This window comes from Acinetobacter sp. WU_MDCI_Abxe161 (assembly GCF_025514355.1).
In the GTDB taxonomy this organism is placed as follows: domain Bacteria; phylum Pseudomonadota; class Gammaproteobacteria; order Pseudomonadales; family Moraxellaceae; genus Acinetobacter; species Acinetobacter pittii_E.
Genome location: NZ_JAHPTU010000019.1, coordinates 21,231 through 41,266 on the forward strand (window position 1 = coordinate 21,231; position 20,036 = coordinate 41,266).

Here is a 20,036-nt window from a genome sequence, read left to right on the forward strand (position 1 = left end):
GGTAATCTTAGGCGGATTTTTCTTTGGCTGGATTTTAGGTTTTTAGGTGAATAATATGCAAAGTCAAACCACGATTGCCGCAATTGCAACGCCACCAGGGCGTGGTGGTGTGGGCGTGATTCGCCTATCTGGACCTAAGGCTTATGAAATTGCTCAAAAACTGACACAAAAGAACTTGCCAGAAGCGCGTATGGCGGGTTTTCGTAAATTTTATGATGCTGATGGCAGCATTATGGATGAAGGGATTGTTCTATGCTTTCCCAATCCTCACTCGTTTACAGGTGAAGATGTTGTAGAACTACAAGGTCACGGTGGTCCAGTCATTCAAAATGCCTTGCTGGGACGTCTATTTGAGCTGGGCGCAATCGCTGCAAAAGCTGGCGAATTTTCCATGCGTGCTTTTGAAAATGGCAAGATGGACTTGGTACAAGCGGAAGCTATTGCTGATTTGATTGATGCGACTTCGCAAGCTGCGGCGCGCTCTGCAGTTCGTTCTTTACAAGGCGCTTTTTCAACAAAAATTAATACAGTTTTAGAAAAACTGATTCATTTACGCTTACATGTTGAAGCCGCAATTGATTTTCCTGAAGAAGAAATCGATTTCTTGGCAGATGGCAAAATTTTAGCTTTACTTGAAGATGTTCGGCAGTCGGTACATGCCGTTCAAACCTCTGCACGACAAGGTCAATTACTACGTGAAGGTTTACAAGTTGTTATTGCAGGTAAACCAAATGCGGGTAAATCAAGCTTGTTGAATGCGCTAGCTGGTGTTGAGCGTGCAATTGTGACTGATATTGCCGGTACAACTCGTGATGTTTTGCATGAAAAAATTAGCTTAAATGGCCTACCAATCACCTTAACAGACACAGCTGGCCTACGTGAAACAGGTGACATCGTTGAAAAAGAAGGGATTCGTAGAGCAATCAAAGAAATTGAACAAGCTGATTTGTTATTGCTGGTTTATGATTTAAATCAAGGTGATGACCCATTAAAACTTGCTCAAGAATATTTTGCTGAACACATTGAACCACGTCGTTTAATGTTAATTGGTAATAAATGCGATTTAACTGGTCAATTAGCTGAAATAGGCGATTATCAAGGGTTCCGTCATATTACAGTTTCAGCGAAACAAGAGATGGGCGTACAAGGCCTCGTAGATGCGATTACAGCGCATGCAGGCTTTCACCCTGAGGAAGACACCTTTATTGCAAGAACACGTCATTTAGACGCAATGAAGCGCACACAGCTCTATCTTTCAGAAGCACGCGAGCAACTCGTTGTATTTAACGCAGGTGAACTGGTTGCTGAATCACTACGTCTTGCTCAAAATGCTTTAGGTGAAATTACTGGCGACTTTAGTGCCGATGACCTTTTAGGCAAAATCTTTGGTTCATTTTGTATTGGAAAATAATTAAAAAAACTCTGAATGATGCACTTAGCTGTGTCATTCAGTCATTTTGTTAACCGTATCTTTTTAAAACCTTTAAAAACTCATCTAATTCATTCTGATCGACTTTTGCTTCTTTGAGCACGTGGTGGTGTAAGTGCTGTTCCATCAATTCACTCATCAGGCCATTTATTGCCCCTTTAATTGCAGCAACTTGTTGAAGTATTTCTATGCATGAAATATCTGGTTGCTCAACAGCATGCTCAATACTATTAATTTGCCCTTTTAGTCGTTTTACACGATTAACTATTTTTTTATCCTGACCGACGTGACTCATCTGTGTTCTCTTGTATAATTTAATATACTGGTAGGGAGTATATTGGGTTTAAATTTTATGCAGGAACATAGTGTATCACGTCATCATCAACATCAGTTTGATGAAGGAAATCCACTTGCACAAAAACGTATTTTGATTGCAACAATTTTAACGGCATCCATGATGGCGTTAGAAATATTCGGTGGATGGTTTTTTAATTCAATGGCGCTTCTGGCTGATGGTTGGCATATGAGTTCACATATGTTGGCACTCGGTTTAGCCTATTTTGCTTATCGTGCGGCTCGTCATTACTCCAAAGATCGTCGTTTTAGCTTTGGAACTTGGAAAATCGAGATTTTAGCGGGATATAGCAGTGCAATTTTGCTGATGGTTGTCGCTATTTTTATGGCATTTCAGTCGATACAACGTTTATTTAATCCAGTTGAGATTTTTTATAATGAAGCGATTCCTATTGCAATTTTAGGTCTGGTCATTAACTTGATTTGCGCATGGTTACTTCACGATGATGGACACCATCACCATCACCATCACCATCATGACCATGGGCATTATCACCATGATTTAAATCAAAAAGCTGCTTTTTTACATGTGGTTGCAGATGCAGTCACTTCTGTTTTTGCAATTGTTGCGCTTTTCGCAGGTAAATATTTCGGATGGGATTTTTTAGATGCACTTTTAGGGATTTTAGGTGCTATTTTGGTTGCAAAATGGTCTCTTGGCTTAATGAAAGAGACAGGGAAAACACTTCTAGATGCAGAAATGGATCATCCAGTGGTAGAAGAAATTCGTGAAGTGATTGCTGAATTTCCTAAGAACCTTGAAATTACGGATCTTCATGTTTGGAAAGTCGCCAAAGGTAAGTTTTCTTGTATTTTGGCCCTAGAGACTGATGATATTTCTTTAAATGCAGACCAAGTTCGTCATGCTTTATCGATTCATGATGAAATTGTACATATATCAGTAGAAATTAATATTTTAAAACCTACTTATGTTCCACGTGAAACATTGGCATAAATGAGTGGCAGTTTGGTTATAACTCGGTAATCAATTCAGCTTTTGAAAACAGAACTGATTAAAATAATCTCCTCTCCTACCTAGAGTCGGTTTTATGCTTAAAAAATTAGGAATATTGGCGTTATTTAGCTTAACTGCAACTATGAGTTTCGCTAATGTAGATACTGTTAGGGAAAATTTTAAAAAACAATATCCTAATTTGAAAATTAGTAATATTCAGAAAACCGAAATGCCTGGGCTATATAGCGCTAATCTCGATCAGCAAATCATCTATGTGGGTGAAGATGGGCAGTATATGTTTGTAGGTTCTATGATTAGATTAAAAGACCAGAAGAACTTAACCAAAGATTTGGTATTAGGACAAAACTCAATTGATTGGAAACAGCTGCCTTTAAAAGATGCCATTAAAACAGTCAAAGGTAATGGACAGCATGTTTTAGCTGTTTTTTCTGATCCAAACTGCCCTTATTGCAAGCAGCTCGAACCTGAACTCGATAAGCTTAAAGACGTAACTATTTATACCTTTATCTATCCTCTAAAGCCTCAGTCTATTGTGGTTTCTAGACAGGTTTGGTGTGCACCGAATCAATCTTATTCATGGAAAAAACTGATTCAGCAAGGGGTTAAACCAATAGCTGCGAGCTGTGTAAACCCAATTGACCGTAATTTGGAATTAGGAAAAAAACTAGGTTTTAATGGCACTCCTACCTTAATTTTTGCAAATGGTTTTAAGCTGGTGGGCGCACGCTCTGCTGAAGAAATTCAGGCAGTTTGGAAAGAGTTAGGCCTTTAAAATAAATTAAAAAAAGCACCCCAAGGTGCTTTTTTTATAAATGAATTAAAGTTTAGCTTTTTCGTGCAATCAAATTGTAGATAAACAAAATAACGATGGCACCAATCACGGATGCGATGAAGCCCGCAGCTGAGTTTTCGCCATAAAGTCCAAGTAAACGACCACCATAAGTGGCTAAAAGTGAACCTGCAATACCAATCAAGGTAGTTACGATGAAACCTGCTTTATCATCCCCTGGATGCAAAGCGCGAGCGATTAAGCCAGCAAAGAAACCAACTACAATAGCGACAATAAGTGACCACATATTTGTTCTCCAGTTGTTTTTTTGATGAAGTTAATGATTTTGCTTCATATTCTATCGTGCGGTAGAGCTGTCTATTTTGTCTGTAGCAGATTGCGACTTTTTGTGTCTTTTTTGTTCAAAGCTAAGGTTTTATATAAAAAATAGCATCTGGCGGTGCTATTTTTATAAAATTTATAAACCAATTTCACCGATAAAAGGTAAGTGGCGATATTTTTGGTCGTAGTCTAAGCCGTAGCCTACAATGAATCTGTCTTCTACTTCAAAACCTAAAAATTTAACTTCGAGATCAATTTCACGGCGAGATGGTTTACTCACTAATGTGCAAAGTTGAATCGAATTTGGCTCACGAGTTTGCAACATTTCAACTACTTTGCTTAAGGTATTGCCAGAGTCGATAATATCTTCGACAACCAGTACATCCTTACCGCGTATTTCACCGTCAAGATCTTTTAAGATTTTAACATCTCGACTTGAAGTCGTACCGCCGCCGTAGCTAGACACTGTCATGAAGTCGAGTTCATGCGGTTTGGTAATTGTACGGCACAAGTCTGCCATGAAAATAACAGAACCACGAAGTAATCCAATAAGGACTAATTCTTTATCACTATTTGCATAGTGAGCGTTAATTTGCTCGCCGAGCTCTTTGACTTTTGCTTGAATTTCTTCGGTTGAAATCATGATGCTCATTGCAACAGTCATGGCAGATTCCTACAAGATATAAAAGAAAAAATAAAAAAGGTGTTGACCTGCAACACCTCGAAAATCTGAGTTAATGGTAAAATTTTAAAGCAAAATGACGTTTCATGCACTCTTTGATGGCTTTGAAATTTTATCATTTTGCGGATTATGGCGATCACGTTTTAACAAAACAGCACATATTCCAAATAATAACAAAAACTTAACCACCCGATTTTTATTGGGCTGTTTCTTTTTGATAAGCACGTTTTCCATAAATATAAGTCGCCTCAATATTACGGTCATCACCTAAAGTGAATAAAGCAAACAGCGAATCTTCAACAGATTTGGATTTAGACTGGCGCAGTTGCTGTAATGCGGTCGGCTTAAGATTCAATACAACAAAGTCTGCTTCTTTACCGACATTGAAGTTGCCTAACTGATCTTGTAAATCAAGCGCTTTTGCTCCACCTAAAGTTGCATGATAGAGCGCTTCATAAGCTGAAAGTTTGTCGCCTTGTAACTGCTGTACCTTATAAGCCTCGTTAACGGTTTGCAGTAAACTAAACGATGTACCGGCACCGATATCTGTACCCAAGCCCACTTTTACTTGTTTTTCCCATGTTTTTTTCAATGGGAATAAACCACTGCCTAAGAACAAGTTTGAAGTTGGGCAAAATGCGATAGCAGATTGCGTATCATGCATGCATTGCCATTCTTCATCTTCTAAGTGAACGCAATGCGCGAATACAGAACGCTTACCAGTCAGGCCATAATGTTGATAAACATCTAAATAGCCTGCTTGTTCAGGAAATAAAGATTTTACCCAAGCAATTTCATCTTTGTTTTCACTTAAATGCGTATGTACGTAAACATCCGGAAATTCTTGTTTTAACTGCCCTGCTCTTTCTAATTGCTCAGGTGTAGAGGTCGGTGCAAAACGTGGCGTAATCGCATACAGAGCACGGCCTTTACCATGCCATTTTTCAATGAGTGCTTTGGTGTCGCTGTAAGCCGTTTCTGGTGTGTCACACAGCGCTTCAGGGGCATTGCGGTCCATAAGCACCTTACCTGCAATTAAACGCATCTGAACGTGTTCTGCGGCTTCAAATAAGGCATCAACAGACTCAGGATGAACTGTACAGAAAACCAGTGCTGTGGTTGTACCATGTTTTAAGAGTTCTTGAACAAAGAACTGGGCAATTTCACTTGCATACGCTTTGTCCTGAAACTGGATTTCAGTTGGGAATGTATAAGTATTGAGCCAGCTTAAAAGTTGTTCGCCGTATGCTCCAACCATTTCAGTTTGTGGGAAGTGAATATGGGTATCAATAAAGCCAGGTACAATCAATTGTTCTGGATAATGTTGAACCTCAACTCCAGCCGGTAGATGCGCTTGAGCGTCTTCCCATGCTCCAAACCATTTGATTTTTCCATGTTCACTAATCAATACACCATCTTCCAAATAACGTACTTGATTTGGAATATCAGTTGGCTCAGAGACAGTTTGTTGAATATCTAAAAAACGACCACGCACAACGGTGGTATTTGCAATCGATGACATGGAAAGCCTATATATTTTCACTTTTTTCGGTTGATTGTACCCCAGTTAGCCAAGATTTAAACGGTATAACGTTTACTTAGTCCCCAGTCAGCCAAAATCCGTCGATAAGTCGTTGATGAACGGTCTGCTTCAAAATGTGCTTCCATCATTAAATCAAGCGGTAGTTCTTCTGGCTTTTGTGATTCGACCATGTCTTGATCTTCGGCAAAAATTTGAGCATTAAATGCGTATACCTTTTCTAAATCACCTGTCTGATCAAAGTTACGGGTGAGTGGAACAAATAAACGGGTTTTATTGCTCGAAATAGGACAGCACGCATTTAAGATTTTTAAGACCCCACCTTCTGGAAAATCGACTGTAAGCACGGCTGAAAAAGGTGGGTAGACTTCAAAGGTGCGCTTCCATAAAAAGCCTTCTGGTTCGAGATGCTTTAGCTCATGCGGATAGTTACTGACATTGCTGATATAGACCGTTTTTAAGCCATATTCAGTACGTTCAGTGTGATATTTAGGGACGACGGGATTATCACGACTCGCAAAGGCGTTGTGATGCACCCAAGCAAAATGAGCGACATCAATAAACCCTTCAAGTTGACGTCCACTAGAGCCGCCAATATTCACAAAAGGCGGTAAAATCGCTTGATGCTCTGCATGGTCCCAAGTATCTAATACAGGAATATTGGCTTGAGTAACATCACGACCATGAATACTGGTCCAAATGAGGCCGTATCTTTGCACAACCGGAAATTTGGTCAGAGAAAAACGATCAGAAATTTTGGTTAACTCGGGTTGAGCTGGTATTTGAATACATTTGCCTTCGGTGTTATAGCGTAGACCATGATAAGGACACACAATATCATCACCATCGACCCAACCTTTGGTTAAAGGAACACCGCGATGAGGACAAATGTCTCGGACCAGATGAATTTCACCACTTTCTGTTTTATAGAGTGCCATGTTAACGTCTAATAGCGTGACGCGTTGAGGCACGGTAGAGACATCTTGAATACGGGCAACTGGATACCAATGACTTGATAAAATTTCCCAATCTTTTGCATCAAAACTGCTGTCACATGGCATGGCAAGTGGCGTTAAAGTTGGAATAGCATTCATAGCATCACTCCTTAAAAAAATCAGGGCTCTCGCGAGCCCTTAAAATCTAGGCTTTTTTCTTTTTAGGAGATGCAAAGAGCTTGCCAATATCACTTTTTAATTTTGAAAATGAGAATAATGTTTTTAAAATTCATAAGATTAAATTATTATATTTTTGAATTTTTGTTCTAATTTAGCTTTAAAAATAAATATTCATTATTTGTTATATATCTAAAATGCACTGTTTGATTGCGGACCAAGCATAATAAAAAAGCACTTTTAAAGTGCTTTTTTATAAATCTCTATGCGTTTTTACTCGACAAAATAATGTGCTGCAAAGTGAGCATCATTACCGATAATGTCATAACAATCTTCACGGATAGACATGCCTGCACATTGATGTCCAACCATCCATAAACCGAGTGTAGGTAGTTGTCCTGAAAATAATGGGGTATCTACCCATTTTTGTACAACATATCCGTATTTGTCATAGTCATCAAAATAAAAGCTACCAGAAGCTGAGCCTTGGTCGTGACCATCTTGTAAAATTCGAATATTGGCCCCTTCCCTTGCCAAAATCGGCTTTTTCACCCATTTGCCAGACAAAATTTGTTGCGGGTCATAGGTATGGGTTTCTACCAACAATGGATGGTTTGGATAACGCTTCCAAAGCTCAACCAAAATCGCTTTATTTGAAAGTAACATTTTCCAGCAGGGTTCAATCCACTGTGTTTGTGGGTGAATATATTGAGAAAAGGCTTCCTCCCAAATCCATTCCCATGGATAGAGCTTAAATATGTTTTGAAGAGGACGGTTATGCAGATCAACAAAATCTTGTCCATTCCAACCTATGTTTTCCATAGAAAGCTCGGAAACTTGTAGATGAGCTTGGTAAGCCGTATCCATCAAGTACTCTAAATTACCCCAGTCTTCCCTCCCTGCTTCCTGACAGGCAGCAAAATGCACATGGCTACCATGCGGTAAAATTGTCTTCCAGCGTTTAATCAGGTCTTCATGAATGCTATTGAATTGATCTCGGTTTGTAATGCCTGAGACCTGTTCTATCCACAGCCACTGCGCGACAGAAGCTTCGAGTAAGCCAGTCGGTGTGTCTGCGTTATATTCCAGCATTTTGATATTTCGCCCATCGTAAGCGAAATCAAAGCGACCATAGAGCATGGGTGCATTTTGTTTCCACGAATGTTCAATGTGGCTTATGGCTGTTTCTGGAATTTGAAAATAAGCTGGATAGTCCCCGCGTTGAATGAGATCTCCTACTTCCGATAAACACATCTGATGTAGTTCATTTGCCGCATCTTCCAGTTGTTCAATCTGTTTAAGGGTAAACTCATACGCAACCCCTTCTGACCAGTAAATTGAGCCATCAAGAGAAGGTAAATTAAAATAATCGAAACCAATATTTTGATGCTCCACTTGCCAGTCTGGGCGCGGAGTAAATATTTTTCTTTTCATATTAAGTGAATGCCTAAAGACTTAGCCGCCAAAAGAAAAACCGCTACGGCCAAAACCACCACGAATTGGGGATGAAGAAGAAGCGCTTTTCACCGTACTTGAAATAATGGGGCGACCTACACTCAAATTGCTATAAGGGTGTAATGTATTGCCATGATAAGAAACTTCCCGATTATTTCGATAATACGCAGGCCCTAAATAGCGGCTACCGGCATAACTAGAACCATGTCCACTTGAGCTATTTTCTTCTTTACAAGTTTGGGTATTCCAGTCGCGAGCACAGTCATATTGGTTGTTATATACGTCTTGTACTAAAGGTCCATCATTATGGCTACATGCCGTGAGTAATAGCGGAACAACGACGAGATTAATTTTTTTAGAACGCATGAGACTCCACACATTTTAATAAGTATGTTCGGCATAAAATACCGAATAGCTGTTATCTATTATGTTTCTGATTAGAAAAGATAAATTTTAGGTTGGCATATGATATTAATCTGTTTTTTTAAAGTACAGTCTCTTTTGAAGATTTAGATGACAAGGCATCTCACATGTAGATGCCTTGTTGTGATGAATTAAGACTGCAATTGCTTTTTGTTGTGTCGTAAAGAGAGGTAAGCAGTGATTGCTAACACTATTACGATAAAGCTTAATGAGATCCAGATTGGCATGTGGAATACATCAAGCAACAACATTTTTGCACCAATGAACAATAAGATGATGCCTAAGCCATATGGTAAATAATGCAATTTAGTCGCGGCGCCAGCAAGTAAGAAGAACATTGCACGTAAACCTAAAATTGCCATTAGGTTTGCTGTTAAAACAATAAATGGATCGCTCGTTACCGCGAAAATAGCAGGGATAGAGTCTACTGCGAAAATCACATCTGAAGCTTCAACCAAAATCAATACTAAAAATAACGGCGTTGCCCACAATAAACCGTTTTGACGTACAAAGAATTTGTCGCCTTCAAGCTGTGGGGTAATACGCATATGATTACGTAACCATTTTAAAATTTTGATGTCTTCGATATTGGTTTCTTCTTCTTGACCTTTTAAGAACTTGAAACCTGTATATACCAAGAACGCACCGAAAATATAAAGCACCCAAGAGAACTCTTGAACGAACCATGCACCAATAAAAATAAAGAGGGTACGCAGTACAATTGCGCCTAATACGCCGTAGAGCAAAATTTTACGTTGCAGCGCAGCTGGTATAGCAAAAGCTGCAAAAATCATTAACCACACGAAAACGTTGTCAATTGCGAGGGACTTTTCAAGTAGGTAACCTGCAAAGTATTCCATGGTTTTTTGGTTTGCTAAGGTCACCCCAACCGTTTGTTGTAGGTAAAGCCATAAACCACCACCAAATAAGGCTGCGACGCTTACCCACGCCACACTCCAGTAAGCAGCTTGCTTAATTGAGACATCCTGTCCTTGCTTTTGCTTAAAGCCTAAAAAGTCAATTAAGAGCATCACAATGACGATGCCAAAGAATGCTATATACAGCCATAAATTGCCGATTGTTTCCATAAATCCTCCATACATCCGGCAATTGGGCATAAAAAAACCTCGACCAGTTGCCAGATGAATTAAACATCTGTATCAACATGATCAAGGTCTTGCCTACATCATGAATTTCACGATGCTCAGATACCGACTTTTTAATAAAAGTGTATTGACGATATCTGACACATAACATTGCTGTTATGTTTGGAGGAGGCTACTCCCCTTGTCAAACTAAATTCTGTATTGGATAAAACATATCCAAGTTCACATAGAATGGCAGATTTTTTTGTATTACGCAACTGAACTTAATGTGGTGGTTTTAATGCAAAAAATCTCTAGGTTATTTAATCAAACCACGGTCTAAAAGCGGTTTGCATATAATTTGGTAAAGATGAATAAAGAATGCTGTTAAAGGCGTACCATACATGTTCCAGAAGTAATAACCCGCTATATTGACCAGTAGCGCGACAATAAAAGCGCCCAACATGTCTAAAGGGAAATGAACACCTAAATAAACACGTGACCACGCCACTACAAATGACAAAAATAGCAGAATAATTCCAATCATTTTGCGCTGAGCAAACAAATAAGACAGAGCGATGGTGCTAAAAATCAGCATATGATTACTTGGAAAAGATGCTGTTGGCGCATGTTCGATAAAAGTTGTACCCACCCCCATCACAAATGGCCTTGGGTGGTGGTAAAACAGCGAAATAACGTAGCCTACTAAAAGCGATACGCAGGTTAAAAAGACAGATTTAATGACCCTATTTTTTAAATCTTGATCGCCATAAAACCATAAGAATGTAAGGATGAATAAAAGAATATAGAGGAGATCATTAGCAAAAAAGATAGCAAGACGAATGATAAATTGACTCGCATCCTGAGCCCCATTAATTACATGGAATAAGCTAAGGTTGAGTGTTTCTAAAGACATTCATATTCCAAACAAGAACAAAAACGTGAACTATGATAAAGAATTAAGCTTAAGGTCTTGATAAAGAATTGTCACAAAAGTGAAATATAGTTCGTTGATGGGTAAAGTTTAAACAACAGGTCTAGATAATTTTTAATGCGTGATCTGGGCGTTGAGATTAAAGTGTTAACGTGTCGGCACTTTATACGAGAACGTTATTTCATGACTACTCAAGAAAAACAGAAAAAATTAAGTTTGAGGCCCCTATCTCCAAGAGATCCAAAACAACCACATAGAGCAGCGACTCCCCTCGAATTATTGTTTGATTTAATTTTTGTGGTTGCAATTGCAACAGCTGGTCAGCAGTTACACCACGCGATTATTGAAAATCACCTCTGGCATGCACTGCCAAGCTACCTGATGGTATTTTTTGCGCTGTGGTGGGCATGGATGAATTTTTCATGGTTTGCTTCAGCATATGACAATGATGATGCTTTGTATCGCTGCCTTACCTTTGTGCAGATTATAGGTTCATTGGTCATGGCTGCGGGTATTCCTGATGTGTTTCACAGTCAGGATTTTGACATCATTATTATAGGCTATGTGATTATGCGCTTAGCGCTGGTTACCCAGTGGCTGAGAGCCGCAAAACATGACCCTGAACGACGAATTACAGCTTATCGCTATGCAATAGGCATTGTATTAGTTCAGGTAGGTTGGCTCGTTGCTAATTTCGCGCACATACTTTCTATCCCCGTTTTTTTATTTTTAGTAGTGCTAGAGCTATTTATTCCCATCTATGCAGAGAAATATTCTCCAACGCCGTGGCACCCTCATCATATTGTAGAGCGCTATGCCCTACTCACAATTATTGTGTTGGGTGAGTCGATTGTCGGTAGTTTTAATGCAATACGTAATGCCTTAGCAGCTCAGTCCATGAATATCCCTGCTGTCTTCTTGATGATTGGTGGATTAATGCTGATGTTTGCCATGTGGTGGGCTTATTTTGACCGTAGCGAACAACACCATCATGTTAAAGGTGTACGCCCTTTCGTTTGGGGATACGGCCATTATTTTGTTTTTGTCAGTATCGCTGCGGTAGGTGCGGCGCTTGCTGCTGCTGTGGATGTCACAACCCATCATGCGCATATTTCTGATTTATATATGGGAATAGTCGTTGCGGTGAGTGTGGTGCTCTATACCACCTGTATTTGGATACTTTACGAGTTCCAATGCTTATCTGGAATCACGAAATGGTTTTACCCGATCACAGCCCTGATTATTTTATGTATTCCGTTTATTTGTAACAACGTGGGATATAGTGTTTTTGCGATGGGGATTGTCTATAGTTTACGTTTAATCGTTTCTAATAAATTTTTGGATAATATAGAACCAGAAAAGGTTTAAAAACAGAAAAATAAAAAACGGGTTTCAATTTGAAACCCGTTTTTTATTGAATCATCTAAAGCGGAAGCTAAGCAGCTTTCGCTTTTAATGCACTCATTAATTTTTGATGTAAGCCACCAAAACCACCGTTAGACATAATTACAACAGCATCGCCCTCACCTGCTTCATTGACAATACGTTCAATAATTTCATCAAGTGAACGACTGACTTGAGCACGGTTAGAAGCAGCTTCAATCACAGGTTGTAAATCCCAATCTAAACCTTCTGGCTGATACCAGATAACGTCATCTGCTAAACGCGCTGAATGTGCTAAGCCATCTTTATGACTGCCCATACGCATAGTATTTGAACGTGGTTCAATAATGGCCCATAAACGGCGTTCACCTAAGCGTTTACGTGCGCCATCTAAAGTGGTGTCAATTGCAGTTGGGTGGTGAGCAAAGTCATCATAAACCTCAATACCATTAACTGTACCGAGTAACTCCATACGGCGTTTTACACCGCCAAAGTTAGACAAAGCTTCACAAGCTTGTTCAAGCGTAACACCTACATGCTGAGCAGCTGCAATCGTTGCCAAAGCATTCGCTACGCTATGTTGCCCTGTCATGCTCCACTTCACTTCGCCAACCACATTACCATTTTCAAGTACTTTAAAATGACTACCATCAATTGAAATGAGTTCAGCCGATAAAGCCGCTTTTTCATTTGCTTCTAAACTGGTACGAATCACGGGTGTCCAGCAGCCCATTTCAAGTACTTCATCAATATGAGTTTCAGTAATTGGCGCAATAATACGGCCTTCACTTGGAATGGTACGCACAAGATGATGGAACTGCTTTTGAATTGCTGCTAGGTCATCAAAAATATCAGCATGGTCAAATTCAAGGTTGTTTAAAATCGCCGTTTTCGGATGATAGTGAACAAACTTAGAACGTTTATCAAAGAAAGCAGAGTCATATTCATCGGCTTCAACACAGAAGTATTTGCCACCACCTAAACGAGCACTTTCACTAAAGCCAAGTGGAACCCCACCAATTAAAAAGCCTGGATTTAATCCCGCCTGATCAAGTACCCAAGCCAACATAGTCGTTGTGGTTGTTTTGCCGTGAGTACCCGCTACACCAAGCACGTGTTTACCTTGTAAAACATGATCGGCAAGGAATTGTGGGCCAGAAATATAAGGCAAGCCTTCGTTCAGCATATATTCAACGGCATCAATACCACGTTTCATGGCATTTCCGACAATAACCAAGTCTGGATGAGGCTGTAAATGACTACGGTCGTAGCCTTGCATGAGTGTAATGCCTGCGTTTTCTAACTGGGTAGACATTGGTGGGTAAACATTTAAATCGGAACCAGTTACCTTATGCCCTAAATCACGAGCTAAAAGTGCTAAAGAGCCCATAAAAGTGCCACAAATACCCAAGATATGCAGATGCATTGCTCGCCTTCTCCACTGCTTTTGTACACACCATTAATATGAATTGCTGTGTGTGCATTATTGATAAATTTGCCAGCAACGATAGCAAGGCTAAACTCGAAAAGATAGTCAAAAATCGTTGTTGTTCTATGTGTTTGAGGCCCTAATAAAACTCCAGCTTTATTTTTTGGATTTAAGCTGAATTACAGTTTTATCTTTTATAATATTTTGATCCATATTAATTCTTAAATCATCGTGATGATGAAGGATGTGCCTTTGAGCCCAACGGTTTTAGCTTTTGCTTTCTTAATTATCTCTAATTGCTTTATGACGCTCGCATGGTACGGGCATCTCAAATTTTTACACCATGCTCCCATTTGGCAAGCAATCCTATTCGGTTGGATTATTGCCTTACTTGAATACAGTTTTATGATTCCAGCTACTCGTATACTGAGTGCACAAGGTTGGTTACTCGGTGAAATGAAGATCACTCAGGAAGTGGTCACGCTGGTTGTGTTTGTACCATTTATGATTTTCTTGTTTAAACAGCCATTTAAACTTGATTATTTATGGGCGATGTTATGTCTATTTGGTTGTGTTTATTTCGTATTTAGAAGCCAATAAGTTGTAGTAGCTTGTAGAGAATCAATTATTTAATACAAGCTCTTACTCTTCCAGATCTTTGATGATTTTGCAGGATATTTAAATAATATGAATAAAATTTGAGAAAGTGTCACCGTTAAACCATGACAATTTTTCTATGGGAATAAAAATATTCGCAGAGCTGGTCAGTTAAATTTTCGTGAGATGAAAAATCAGTCTATAATAACGGGCTTCCGAACCATTTAAAACTTGGCTCTCGTCGAGATTTATCTTCTTTTACTTTTGTCTCTGGAACATTAGCAATGAATGCGGCCGCAGCACAAGACGCTCAACCTCTCGTTGGAATTATTATGGGTTCTCAATCTGATTGGGCAACTCTCGAAAACACAGCCAATATGCTTAAACAGCTTGGTGTCCCATTTGAAGCGGAAGTGGTATCTGCTCATCGTACTCCAGATCGTTTATTTGAATATGCAGAAACTGCGCGTGATCGCGGTATTCAAGTAATTATTGCTGGTGCTGGTGGTGCAGCGCATTTACCTGGAATGTGTGCCGCAAAAACTGATTTACCTGTTTTAGGTGTACCAGTTAAATCATCAATTTTAAATGGCGTAGATTCTTTACTTTCAATCGTACAAATGCCAGCAGGTATTGCAGTGGGAACTTTGGCGATTGGTCCGGCTGGTGCGACGAATGCAGCAATTATGGCTGCACAAATCTTAGGTTTAACTCGTTCTGAAATCGCAAAAAATGTTGCTGATTTCCGCGCTGCGCAAACTGATAAAGTTGCAAGCAAAAATATTCCGGGTCAGGTGTAAGAGGCTGAGATGGATAAAACTATCGGTATTTTTGGTGGTGGGCAACTGGGCCGAATGATGGCTCAAGCAGCGTTACCATTAAATATTCAGTGTACTTTTTTTGAAGCAAATACAGATTGTCCTGCAGGTGTTTTAGGTCAAGTCTTTTCTAGCCAAGATGAGCAAGGCTTAAAGCAGTTTATTGAAAGTGCTGATGTTTTTAGTCTTGAGTTTGAAAATACGCCTGTTGAAGATGTGGATGTTTTAACACAAACCAAAGCATTGCACCCTCCTCGTGTTGCTTTAGCAACTGCGCAAAATCGTTTGTCAGAAAAAGCATTATTTGATGAGCTTGCTATTCCTGTTGCGCCGTATCGTGCAGTAGATAGTCTAGAAAGCTTGAAAAAGGCTGTTGCTGAGCTTGGTTTGCCGATTGTACTTAAGACTGCAACTGGTGGATATGATGGCAAAGGCCAGTTTGTACTTCGTTCAGAAGACCAGATTGATACTGCTTGGGCTGAACTTGGTCCTGCAAAAAGTCTAGTTGCTGAAAGCTTTGTTAAATTCTCTCGCGAAGTTTCAATTATTGCAGTGCGCGGTCAAAATGGTGAAGTAAAAACTTGGCCATTGGCTGAAAACCATCATCACAACGGTATTTTATCGCACTCAATTGTACCTGCGCCGAACAGTGAAGCTTTACAGCCTGTAGCTCAAGACTACATTACTCGTTTGTTGAATCATCTCAACTATGTAGGCGTGCTGACTCTAGAATTGTTTGTGACTGAACAAGGTTTATGTGCAAATGAGATGGCACCGCGTGTGCATAACTCAGGCCACTGGTCAATTGAAGGTGCTGTTTGTTCACAGTTTGAAAACCATATTCGAGCTGTTGCAGGTTTACCACTAGGCTCAACAGAAGTTATTCGCCCAACGGTTATGATCAATATTATTGGTCAACATCCTAAAACTGAAGATGTGCTTGCCTTAAATGGTGCTCATCTCCATCTTTATAATAAGTCAGAACGTGCTGGCCGAAAATTAGGTCATATCACTTTAATGCCTGTGGATAGTAATGAATTGACGACTTTATGCCGTCAATTGGCAAAAATTTTACCAGAACCACTCGCTTTAACAGCAGATATGCACCTCTAAAATATTTTTAACTCAAAAAAAGCGATCTTCGGATCGCTTTTTTTGTCTTTTAAATTTAAAAATAAGAGAACTCACATATTTTGGTGTTGTGGATAACTTTAATTGGAACTTTTGAATTTAAAAAAGCTACTATAATTTGAATTTAAAACCTAAAATAGCTGCCCATGGTGTTTTTGAATTTAAAATTAGTTATCCACAAAGGTGTTTTTTAAATTTAAATGAGAAAGTTGAGTGGGTTTTTAAATTCAAAACTAGTGGTCTATTGATATGGTGTTTTGAATTTAAAATTTTGGGCTGATTTTAAATTTAAAAGTGCGAATTGCTGTGATGGTGTTGGGTCATAATATTTAATAAATAATAAGAGAATATGGAATAGTATTAAGAAATAGAAGCTTTTTGCCGTATTGTGGATAAAGTTATCCACAAAAAAGAAATATTTATGGTTTAAATTTAAAGAAGTACTTTTGAATTTAAACCTGAGGTTATTTTTTGAATTCAAAACTTATAATTTGGATTAAGGAATTTTTAAATTTAAAAATAAAGCAGAAAATTTGAATTTAAAACATGCGGAATGAATTTAAAGTAGAGATTATGAATTCAAATTTACGTTTTCTCTCTGAAATTTTGGACTCATAATGGTATGGTACTTACAAATTTAAATTTAAAAATTGAACTAGGATAATATGCGACGTTTTTCTTGTATTGTTGGCTCTGTATTTTTGGCGATGACTCAGGCTCAAGCAGAGCTCGTAATTAATGGTTCTACAATATCTAGTAGTGCTACTGTTCCTGTAGTGACGAGCGAAGATTATACGCCTAATAATAATTTCCAAAGCTGTTTGGCAAATTTACGTTCTCAAGCCATTGCTGCTGGTGTGTCTGGTACGACTTATGATCGATATACCCAAAATTTAACTCCAGATTATTCCGTTATTGATAAATTAAATTATCAACCAGAATTTTCGACGCCTATTTGGGATTATCTTTCTGGTCTAGTTGATGAAGAGCGTGTTGAGCTTGGAAAACAAAAACTGGCACAACATCGAGATGTTTTAAACCGTGCTTCTCAAGTCTATGGTGTGCCACCAGAAACAATTGTAGCAGTGTGGGGCGTGGAAAGTAATTTTGGTGAAATTTCTGGAAAATATCCTTTATTGCAAGCACTCGGAACTTTAAGTTGCGAAGGTCGTCGACAAAGTTATTTCCGTACTGAATTCTTTGCCACTATGCGTATTTTACAACGTGGTGACTTAACCGAAGATCAATTAAAGGGTTCATGGGCGGGGGCATTTGGTCATACCCAATTTATGCCGTCTACTTATGAACGTTTAGCGGTTGATTTTGATGGAGATGGTCGTCGAGACTTAGTTTCTAGTACAGCTGATGCGCTGGCTTCAACGGCTAATTTCTTAAATAAAGCAGGTTGGCAAACCGGAATGCCATGGGGTTTTGAAGTAAAAGTGCCTCAAGGTATGTCAATTGATGGAGAAGGGCGACGTTCAAAGAAATCTTTAAGTAGCTGGAGTGCACGAGGCGTTACTCGAATTGATGGTTCTCCACTTGTTCAAGGGGCTTTATCTAGCAGTACTTCAGCGGGTTTAATGGCACCTGCAGGAGTAAATGGTCCAGTATTTTTAGTATTTAAGAATTTTGATGCTATTTACAGCTATAACGCTGCGGAAAGTTATGGACTTGCGATTGCCCATTTATCTGATCGTTTAAGAGGTGCTGGTCCATTTGTTTCATCTTGGCCAACTGATGATCCAGGAACTTCACGTGCCGAGCGTCGTGAAATCCAACAGTTTTTAATTAATCGTGGCTATGATATTGGTGCAGTTGATGGCCTTATTGGTGATAAAACCCGTGTGGCTATTCGTCAGGAGCAAACTCGTTTAGGTTTAAATCCAACCGGACGGGCAGGGCAACAAATTTTACGCGCATTCCGTCAAGAACAAGCGCAAAAAATGATGCAATAAATTGAAAATAATAGAAAAGGTCTGCTTATGCAGACCTTTTTATAGACAATTATGTAAGCTTACTACTCTAATTTAACCGCTTCCAAAATATCAAAAATAACCGAAGTAACATCTTGGCTTAAGTCACGGTCATTAAAGATTTCATAGGCAGTAATGGTGACATCAGTATCACTTGGTAACTGCTTTTGTTCTTCTTCAATTAAATGTTCAATCGGTAACAGAGTTTGTTTTACTTCAAGATGCAGAATATCTTTATATTCGATATTTTCATCTTCAAGCTCGATTTCATGCTCATTGAAAAAAGGAATTAGAATAGAATGGAGGTATGGTTTAATTTCAATAATATCAAACAGTTCAATATCTCTTGTCTGTTCAATTGTGCTGATATGATCATTTACTTCAATCAGGATATGATAATAACTCATCTTGATCTCCATTCTATTTTCGTTAGCTCTTATAACCACAATAACATGACTTTGATACCAATTTCGATGTATCTATCCAGAAATAGATACATCATTTTATATCAAGCTTTTAATTATTGAGGTAAAGCACTTAATAGATCACGGTCAGCATCCGTAAGTCCAGTGATTTTTTTGTCACCATCTTTACGTACTGAGTACATCAATGCATTTGGTTGATCACTATGTTTTAAGCCAAGCGCATGACCTAACTCATGAGCAATCGTTAAACGTAAATCATCAATAGATTTAAACTCATAAATCACAATTTGTTTGCCGTTATAGATACCTTTTTTAAAGACATCCGCTTGAGCATTTTGCTTAAATTGGTTCAATGAATTATTAAACTCATTATTAATTTGATTAAAATGAGTCACTTTGACATTTAAATCTTTAGCTTGCTGGTTATATGCAGCAATTTCTTTTTTCAAAGCTACAGTTTGTTTTTGCAAGTCTTTTTGGGTTTTAGCCAGAGATTTAGCACTATATTCAGGTGCTAATTTACCTTGATTAAGTTGCATCATTTGCTGGTCAAGATTTTTCAATTTGCCATTCAAAATCTGCTTTTTATTTTCAAGGTCAGACTGGGTTTGACTTAAAGATTGCTTCAATTGCTTAATTTGTTGCTGTTCATCAATTACACGTTGCTGTTCTTGTTGGAACTGTGCAGCGATTTTTTGACGCTGTTCAGAACGACTTTGGCTATTATCGTAAACTAAACGAATTTCTAACTTTGCATTTGGATCATAAGTAAAATAATCCTGACCAGTCCCTTGCTTCCAAATGTCCGCAGCTTGTTGACTAATCTGAATTAATTGGTCTTGGCTTAAACCAAAACGTGGATCAACTTCAGCAATTTTATAAGTCAAATGCTGACCTTTTTGTTGCTGGATTTGAGTATGAGCTGGGGTAGCAAGATTAGCATTAGCCTGAAAATTAGAAAAAGCGAAGGCTACGCCTAATAACAAAGATGTTAAACGCATAATCGAAGGGGAGATTTGAAAAAAAACGTATTATAAGAATATAAAATGAAAAATCAATCAAAAAACGTACAATTCAGACAAATAAGTGAGACTTTAGTCTCATTATTTTTTACTAAATGCCAAATTGTTTTTTAGAAAAAATTTAATATATCTAGTTTTGTTTAGTTTTTTTAAT

The 20,036-nt window shown here is 38.6% G+C and carries 19 protein-coding genes and 1 pseudogene; 8 read left to right on the top strand and 12 right to left on the bottom strand.

Annotated elements, in window-relative coordinates:
* Nucleotides 1-55: 55 nt before the first annotated feature.
* On the top strand, nt 56-1,411 hold the full coding sequence (mnmE, locus tag KTI78_RS16110) for a tRNA uridine-5-carboxymethylaminomethyl(34) synthesis GTPase MnmE (protein ID WP_016142630.1): 1,356 nt from the start codon (nt 56-58) through the stop codon (nt 1,409-1,411).
* 49 nt (nt 1,412-1,460) lie between these two features.
* Here mnmE and KTI78_RS16115 read toward each other — a convergent pair whose 3' ends face one another.
* A complete protein-coding gene (locus KTI78_RS16115) occupies nt 1,461-1,724 on the bottom strand; it encodes a metal/formaldehyde-sensitive transcriptional repressor (protein ID WP_062849388.1) in 264 nt (87 codons plus the stop codon).
* 42 nt (nt 1,725-1,766) lie between these two features.
* On the opposite strand from KTI78_RS16115, the gene dmeF reads away from it, so the two are divergent.
* On the top strand, nt 1,767-2,738 hold the full coding sequence (gene dmeF / locus KTI78_RS16120; protein WP_316249980.1) for a CDF family Co(II)/Ni(II) efflux transporter DmeF: 972 nt from the start codon (nt 1,767-1,769) through the stop codon (nt 2,736-2,738).
* 94 nt (nt 2,739-2,832) lie between these two features.
* Nucleotides 2,833-3,531, top strand: coding sequence for a DsbC family protein (locus tag KTI78_RS16125; protein ID WP_262446724.1), 699 nt, complete (start codon nt 2,833-2,835; stop codon nt 3,529-3,531).
* 52 nt (nt 3,532-3,583) lie between these two features.
* Here the strand turns inward: KTI78_RS16125 and KTI78_RS16130 are convergent, their stop codons facing one another.
* The 8 genes from KTI78_RS16130 to KTI78_RS16165 all read right to left on the bottom strand — a co-directional run bounded on the left by KTI78_RS16130 (nt 3,584) and on the right by KTI78_RS16165 (nt 11,083).
* Nucleotides 3,584-3,835 (bottom strand): GlsB/YeaQ/YmgE family stress response membrane protein, encoded by a 252-nt coding sequence (locus tag KTI78_RS16130; protein ID WP_002115476.1) that lies wholly within the window; start codon nt 3,833-3,835, stop codon nt 3,584-3,586.
* A 171-nt stretch (nt 3,836-4,006) separates the two neighbouring features.
* A complete protein-coding gene (hpt, locus tag KTI78_RS16135; RefSeq protein ID WP_002115408.1) occupies nt 4,007-4,534 on the bottom strand; it encodes a hypoxanthine phosphoribosyltransferase in 528 nt (175 codons plus the stop codon).
* Between the two features lie 214 nt (nt 4,535-4,748).
* A complete protein-coding gene (gene guaD / locus KTI78_RS16140) occupies nt 4,749-6,074 on the bottom strand; it encodes a guanine deaminase (protein WP_262446725.1) in 1,326 nt (441 codons plus the stop codon).
* A gap of 56 nt (nt 6,075-6,130) precedes the next feature.
* Nucleotides 6,131-7,186: an aromatic ring-hydroxylating oxygenase subunit alpha gene (locus KTI78_RS16145; protein ID WP_262446726.1), complete on the bottom strand. Its 1,056-nt coding sequence runs from the start codon at nt 7,184-7,186 to the stop codon at nt 6,131-6,133.
* Between the two features lie 291 nt (nt 7,187-7,477).
* Nucleotides 7,478-8,638 (bottom strand): glutathionylspermidine synthase family protein, encoded by a 1,161-nt coding sequence (locus KTI78_RS16150; protein ID WP_262446727.1) that lies wholly within the window; start codon nt 8,636-8,638, stop codon nt 7,478-7,480.
* A gap of 21 nt (nt 8,639-8,659) precedes the next feature.
* The gene (locus KTI78_RS16155; RefSeq protein WP_262446728.1) at nt 8,660-9,025 is read right to left on the bottom strand and encodes a hypothetical protein; all 366 of its coding nucleotides are present in this window, start codon (nt 9,023-9,025) and stop codon (nt 8,660-8,662) included.
* 188 nt (nt 9,026-9,213) lie between these two features.
* Nucleotides 9,214-10,170: a TerC family protein gene (locus tag KTI78_RS16160; RefSeq protein WP_009392840.1), complete on the bottom strand. Its 957-nt coding sequence runs from the start codon at nt 10,168-10,170 to the stop codon at nt 9,214-9,216.
* Between the two features lie 316 nt (nt 10,171-10,486).
* A complete protein-coding gene (locus KTI78_RS16165; RefSeq protein ID WP_262446729.1) occupies nt 10,487-11,083 on the bottom strand; it encodes an undecaprenyl-diphosphatase in 597 nt (198 codons plus the stop codon).
* Nucleotides 11,084-11,218: 135 nt separating this feature from the next.
* On the opposite strand from KTI78_RS16165, the gene KTI78_RS16170 reads away from it, so the two are divergent.
* On the top strand, nt 11,219-12,469 hold the full coding sequence (locus KTI78_RS16170) for a low temperature requirement protein A (protein ID WP_262446730.1): 1,251 nt from the start codon (nt 11,219-11,221) through the stop codon (nt 12,467-12,469).
* Between the two features lie 67 nt (nt 12,470-12,536).
* On the opposite strand, the gene mpl is transcribed toward KTI78_RS16170, so the two are convergent.
* Nucleotides 12,537-13,910, bottom strand: a complete 1,374-nt coding sequence (gene mpl, locus KTI78_RS16175; RefSeq protein WP_262446731.1) for a UDP-N-acetylmuramate:L-alanyl-gamma-D-glutamyl-meso-diaminopimelate ligase — start codon at nt 13,908-13,910, stop codon at nt 12,537-12,539.
* Nucleotides 13,911-14,150: 240 nt separating this feature from the next.
* On the opposite strand from mpl, the gene KTI78_RS16180 reads away from it, so the two are divergent.
* The 4 genes from KTI78_RS16180 (at nt 14,151) to KTI78_RS16195 (ending at nt 18,417) form a co-directional block, all read left to right on the top strand.
* Nucleotides 14,151-14,513 carry a DMT family protein gene (locus KTI78_RS16180; RefSeq protein WP_081399724.1) on the top strand — a complete coding sequence of 121 codons (363 nt, stop codon included), beginning with the start codon at nt 14,151-14,153 and terminating at the stop codon, nt 14,511-14,513.
* Between the two features lie 281 nt (nt 14,514-14,794).
* Entirely contained in the window at nt 14,795-15,310 is a 516-nt protein-coding gene (gene purE, locus KTI78_RS16185) for a 5-(carboxyamino)imidazole ribonucleotide mutase (RefSeq protein WP_262446732.1), read from the top strand.
* A 9-nt stretch (nt 15,311-15,319) separates the two neighbouring features.
* On the top strand, nt 15,320-16,441 hold the full coding sequence (locus KTI78_RS16190; protein ID WP_262446733.1) for a 5-(carboxyamino)imidazole ribonucleotide synthase: 1,122 nt from the start codon (nt 15,320-15,322) through the stop codon (nt 16,439-16,441).
* Nucleotides 16,442-17,124: 683 nt separating this feature from the next.
* Nucleotides 17,125-18,417: a lytic murein transglycosylase gene (locus KTI78_RS16195; protein ID WP_262446734.1), complete on the top strand. Its 1,293-nt coding sequence runs from the start codon at nt 17,125-17,127 to the stop codon at nt 18,415-18,417.
* Between the two features lie 62 nt (nt 18,418-18,479).
* On the opposite strand, the gene KTI78_RS16200 is transcribed toward KTI78_RS16195, so the two are convergent.
* Both KTI78_RS16200 and KTI78_RS16205 read right to left on the bottom strand, forming a co-directional pair.
* Complete coding sequence (locus KTI78_RS16200) at nt 18,480-18,854, bottom strand: hypothetical protein (RefSeq protein ID WP_014207668.1); 375 nt, start codon at nt 18,852-18,854, stop codon at nt 18,480-18,482.
* A gap of 101 nt (nt 18,855-18,955) precedes the next feature.
* Nucleotides 18,956-19,934 (bottom strand): annotated as a pseudogene (locus KTI78_RS16205) (M57 family metalloprotease).
* Nucleotides 19,935-20,036: the final 102 nt, after the last annotated feature.

Coding starts and splice junctions, on each gene's coding strand:
- KTI78_RS16115 (WP_062849388.1), bottom strand. CDS start 1,724: ATGAGTCACGTCGGTCAGGATAAAAAAATAGTTAATCGTGTAAAACGA.
- KTI78_RS16125 (WP_262446724.1), top strand. CDS start 2,833: ATGCTTAAAAAATTAGGAATATTGGCGTTATTTAGCTTAACTGCAACT.
- KTI78_RS16130 (WP_002115476.1), bottom strand. CDS start 3,835: ATGTGGTCACTTATTGTCGCTATTGTAGTTGGTTTCTTTGCTGGCTTA.
- KTI78_RS16150 (WP_262446727.1), bottom strand. CDS start 8,638: ATGAAAAGAAAAATATTTACTCCGCGCCCAGACTGGCAAGTGGAGCAT.
- KTI78_RS16155 (WP_262446728.1), bottom strand. CDS start 9,025: ATGCGTTCTAAAAAAATTAATCTCGTCGTTGTTCCGCTATTACTCACG.
- KTI78_RS16145 (WP_262446726.1), bottom strand. CDS start 7,186: ATGAATGCTATTCCAACTTTAACGCCACTTGCCATGCCATGTGACAGC.
- KTI78_RS16200 (WP_014207668.1), bottom strand. CDS start 18,854: ATGGAGATCAAGATGAGTTATTATCATATCCTGATTGAAGTAAATGAT.
- purE (WP_262446732.1), top strand. CDS start 14,795: ATGAATGCGGCCGCAGCACAAGACGCTCAACCTCTCGTTGGAATTATT.
- KTI78_RS16180 (WP_081399724.1), top strand. CDS start 14,151: ATGAAGGATGTGCCTTTGAGCCCAACGGTTTTAGCTTTTGCTTTCTTA.
- mpl (WP_262446731.1), bottom strand. CDS start 13,910: ATGCATCTGCATATCTTGGGTATTTGTGGCACTTTTATGGGCTCTTTA.
- hpt (WP_002115408.1), bottom strand. CDS start 4,534: ATGACTGTTGCAATGAGCATCATGATTTCAACCGAAGAAATTCAAGCA.
- KTI78_RS16160 (WP_009392840.1), bottom strand. CDS start 10,170: ATGGAAACAATCGGCAATTTATGGCTGTATATAGCATTCTTTGGCATC.
- KTI78_RS16195 (WP_262446734.1), top strand. CDS start 17,125: ATGCGACGTTTTTCTTGTATTGTTGGCTCTGTATTTTTGGCGATGACT.
- guaD (WP_262446725.1), bottom strand. CDS start 6,074: ATGTCATCGATTGCAAATACCACCGTTGTGCGTGGTCGTTTTTTAGAT.
- mnmE (WP_016142630.1), top strand. CDS start 56: ATGCAAAGTCAAACCACGATTGCCGCAATTGCAACGCCACCAGGGCGT.
- KTI78_RS16170 (WP_262446730.1), top strand. CDS start 11,219: ATGCGTGATCTGGGCGTTGAGATTAAAGTGTTAACGTGTCGGCACTTT.
- KTI78_RS16165 (WP_262446729.1), bottom strand. CDS start 11,083: ATGTCTTTAGAAACACTCAACCTTAGCTTATTCCATGTAATTAATGGG.
- KTI78_RS16190 (WP_262446733.1), top strand. CDS start 15,320: ATGGATAAAACTATCGGTATTTTTGGTGGTGGGCAACTGGGCCGAATG.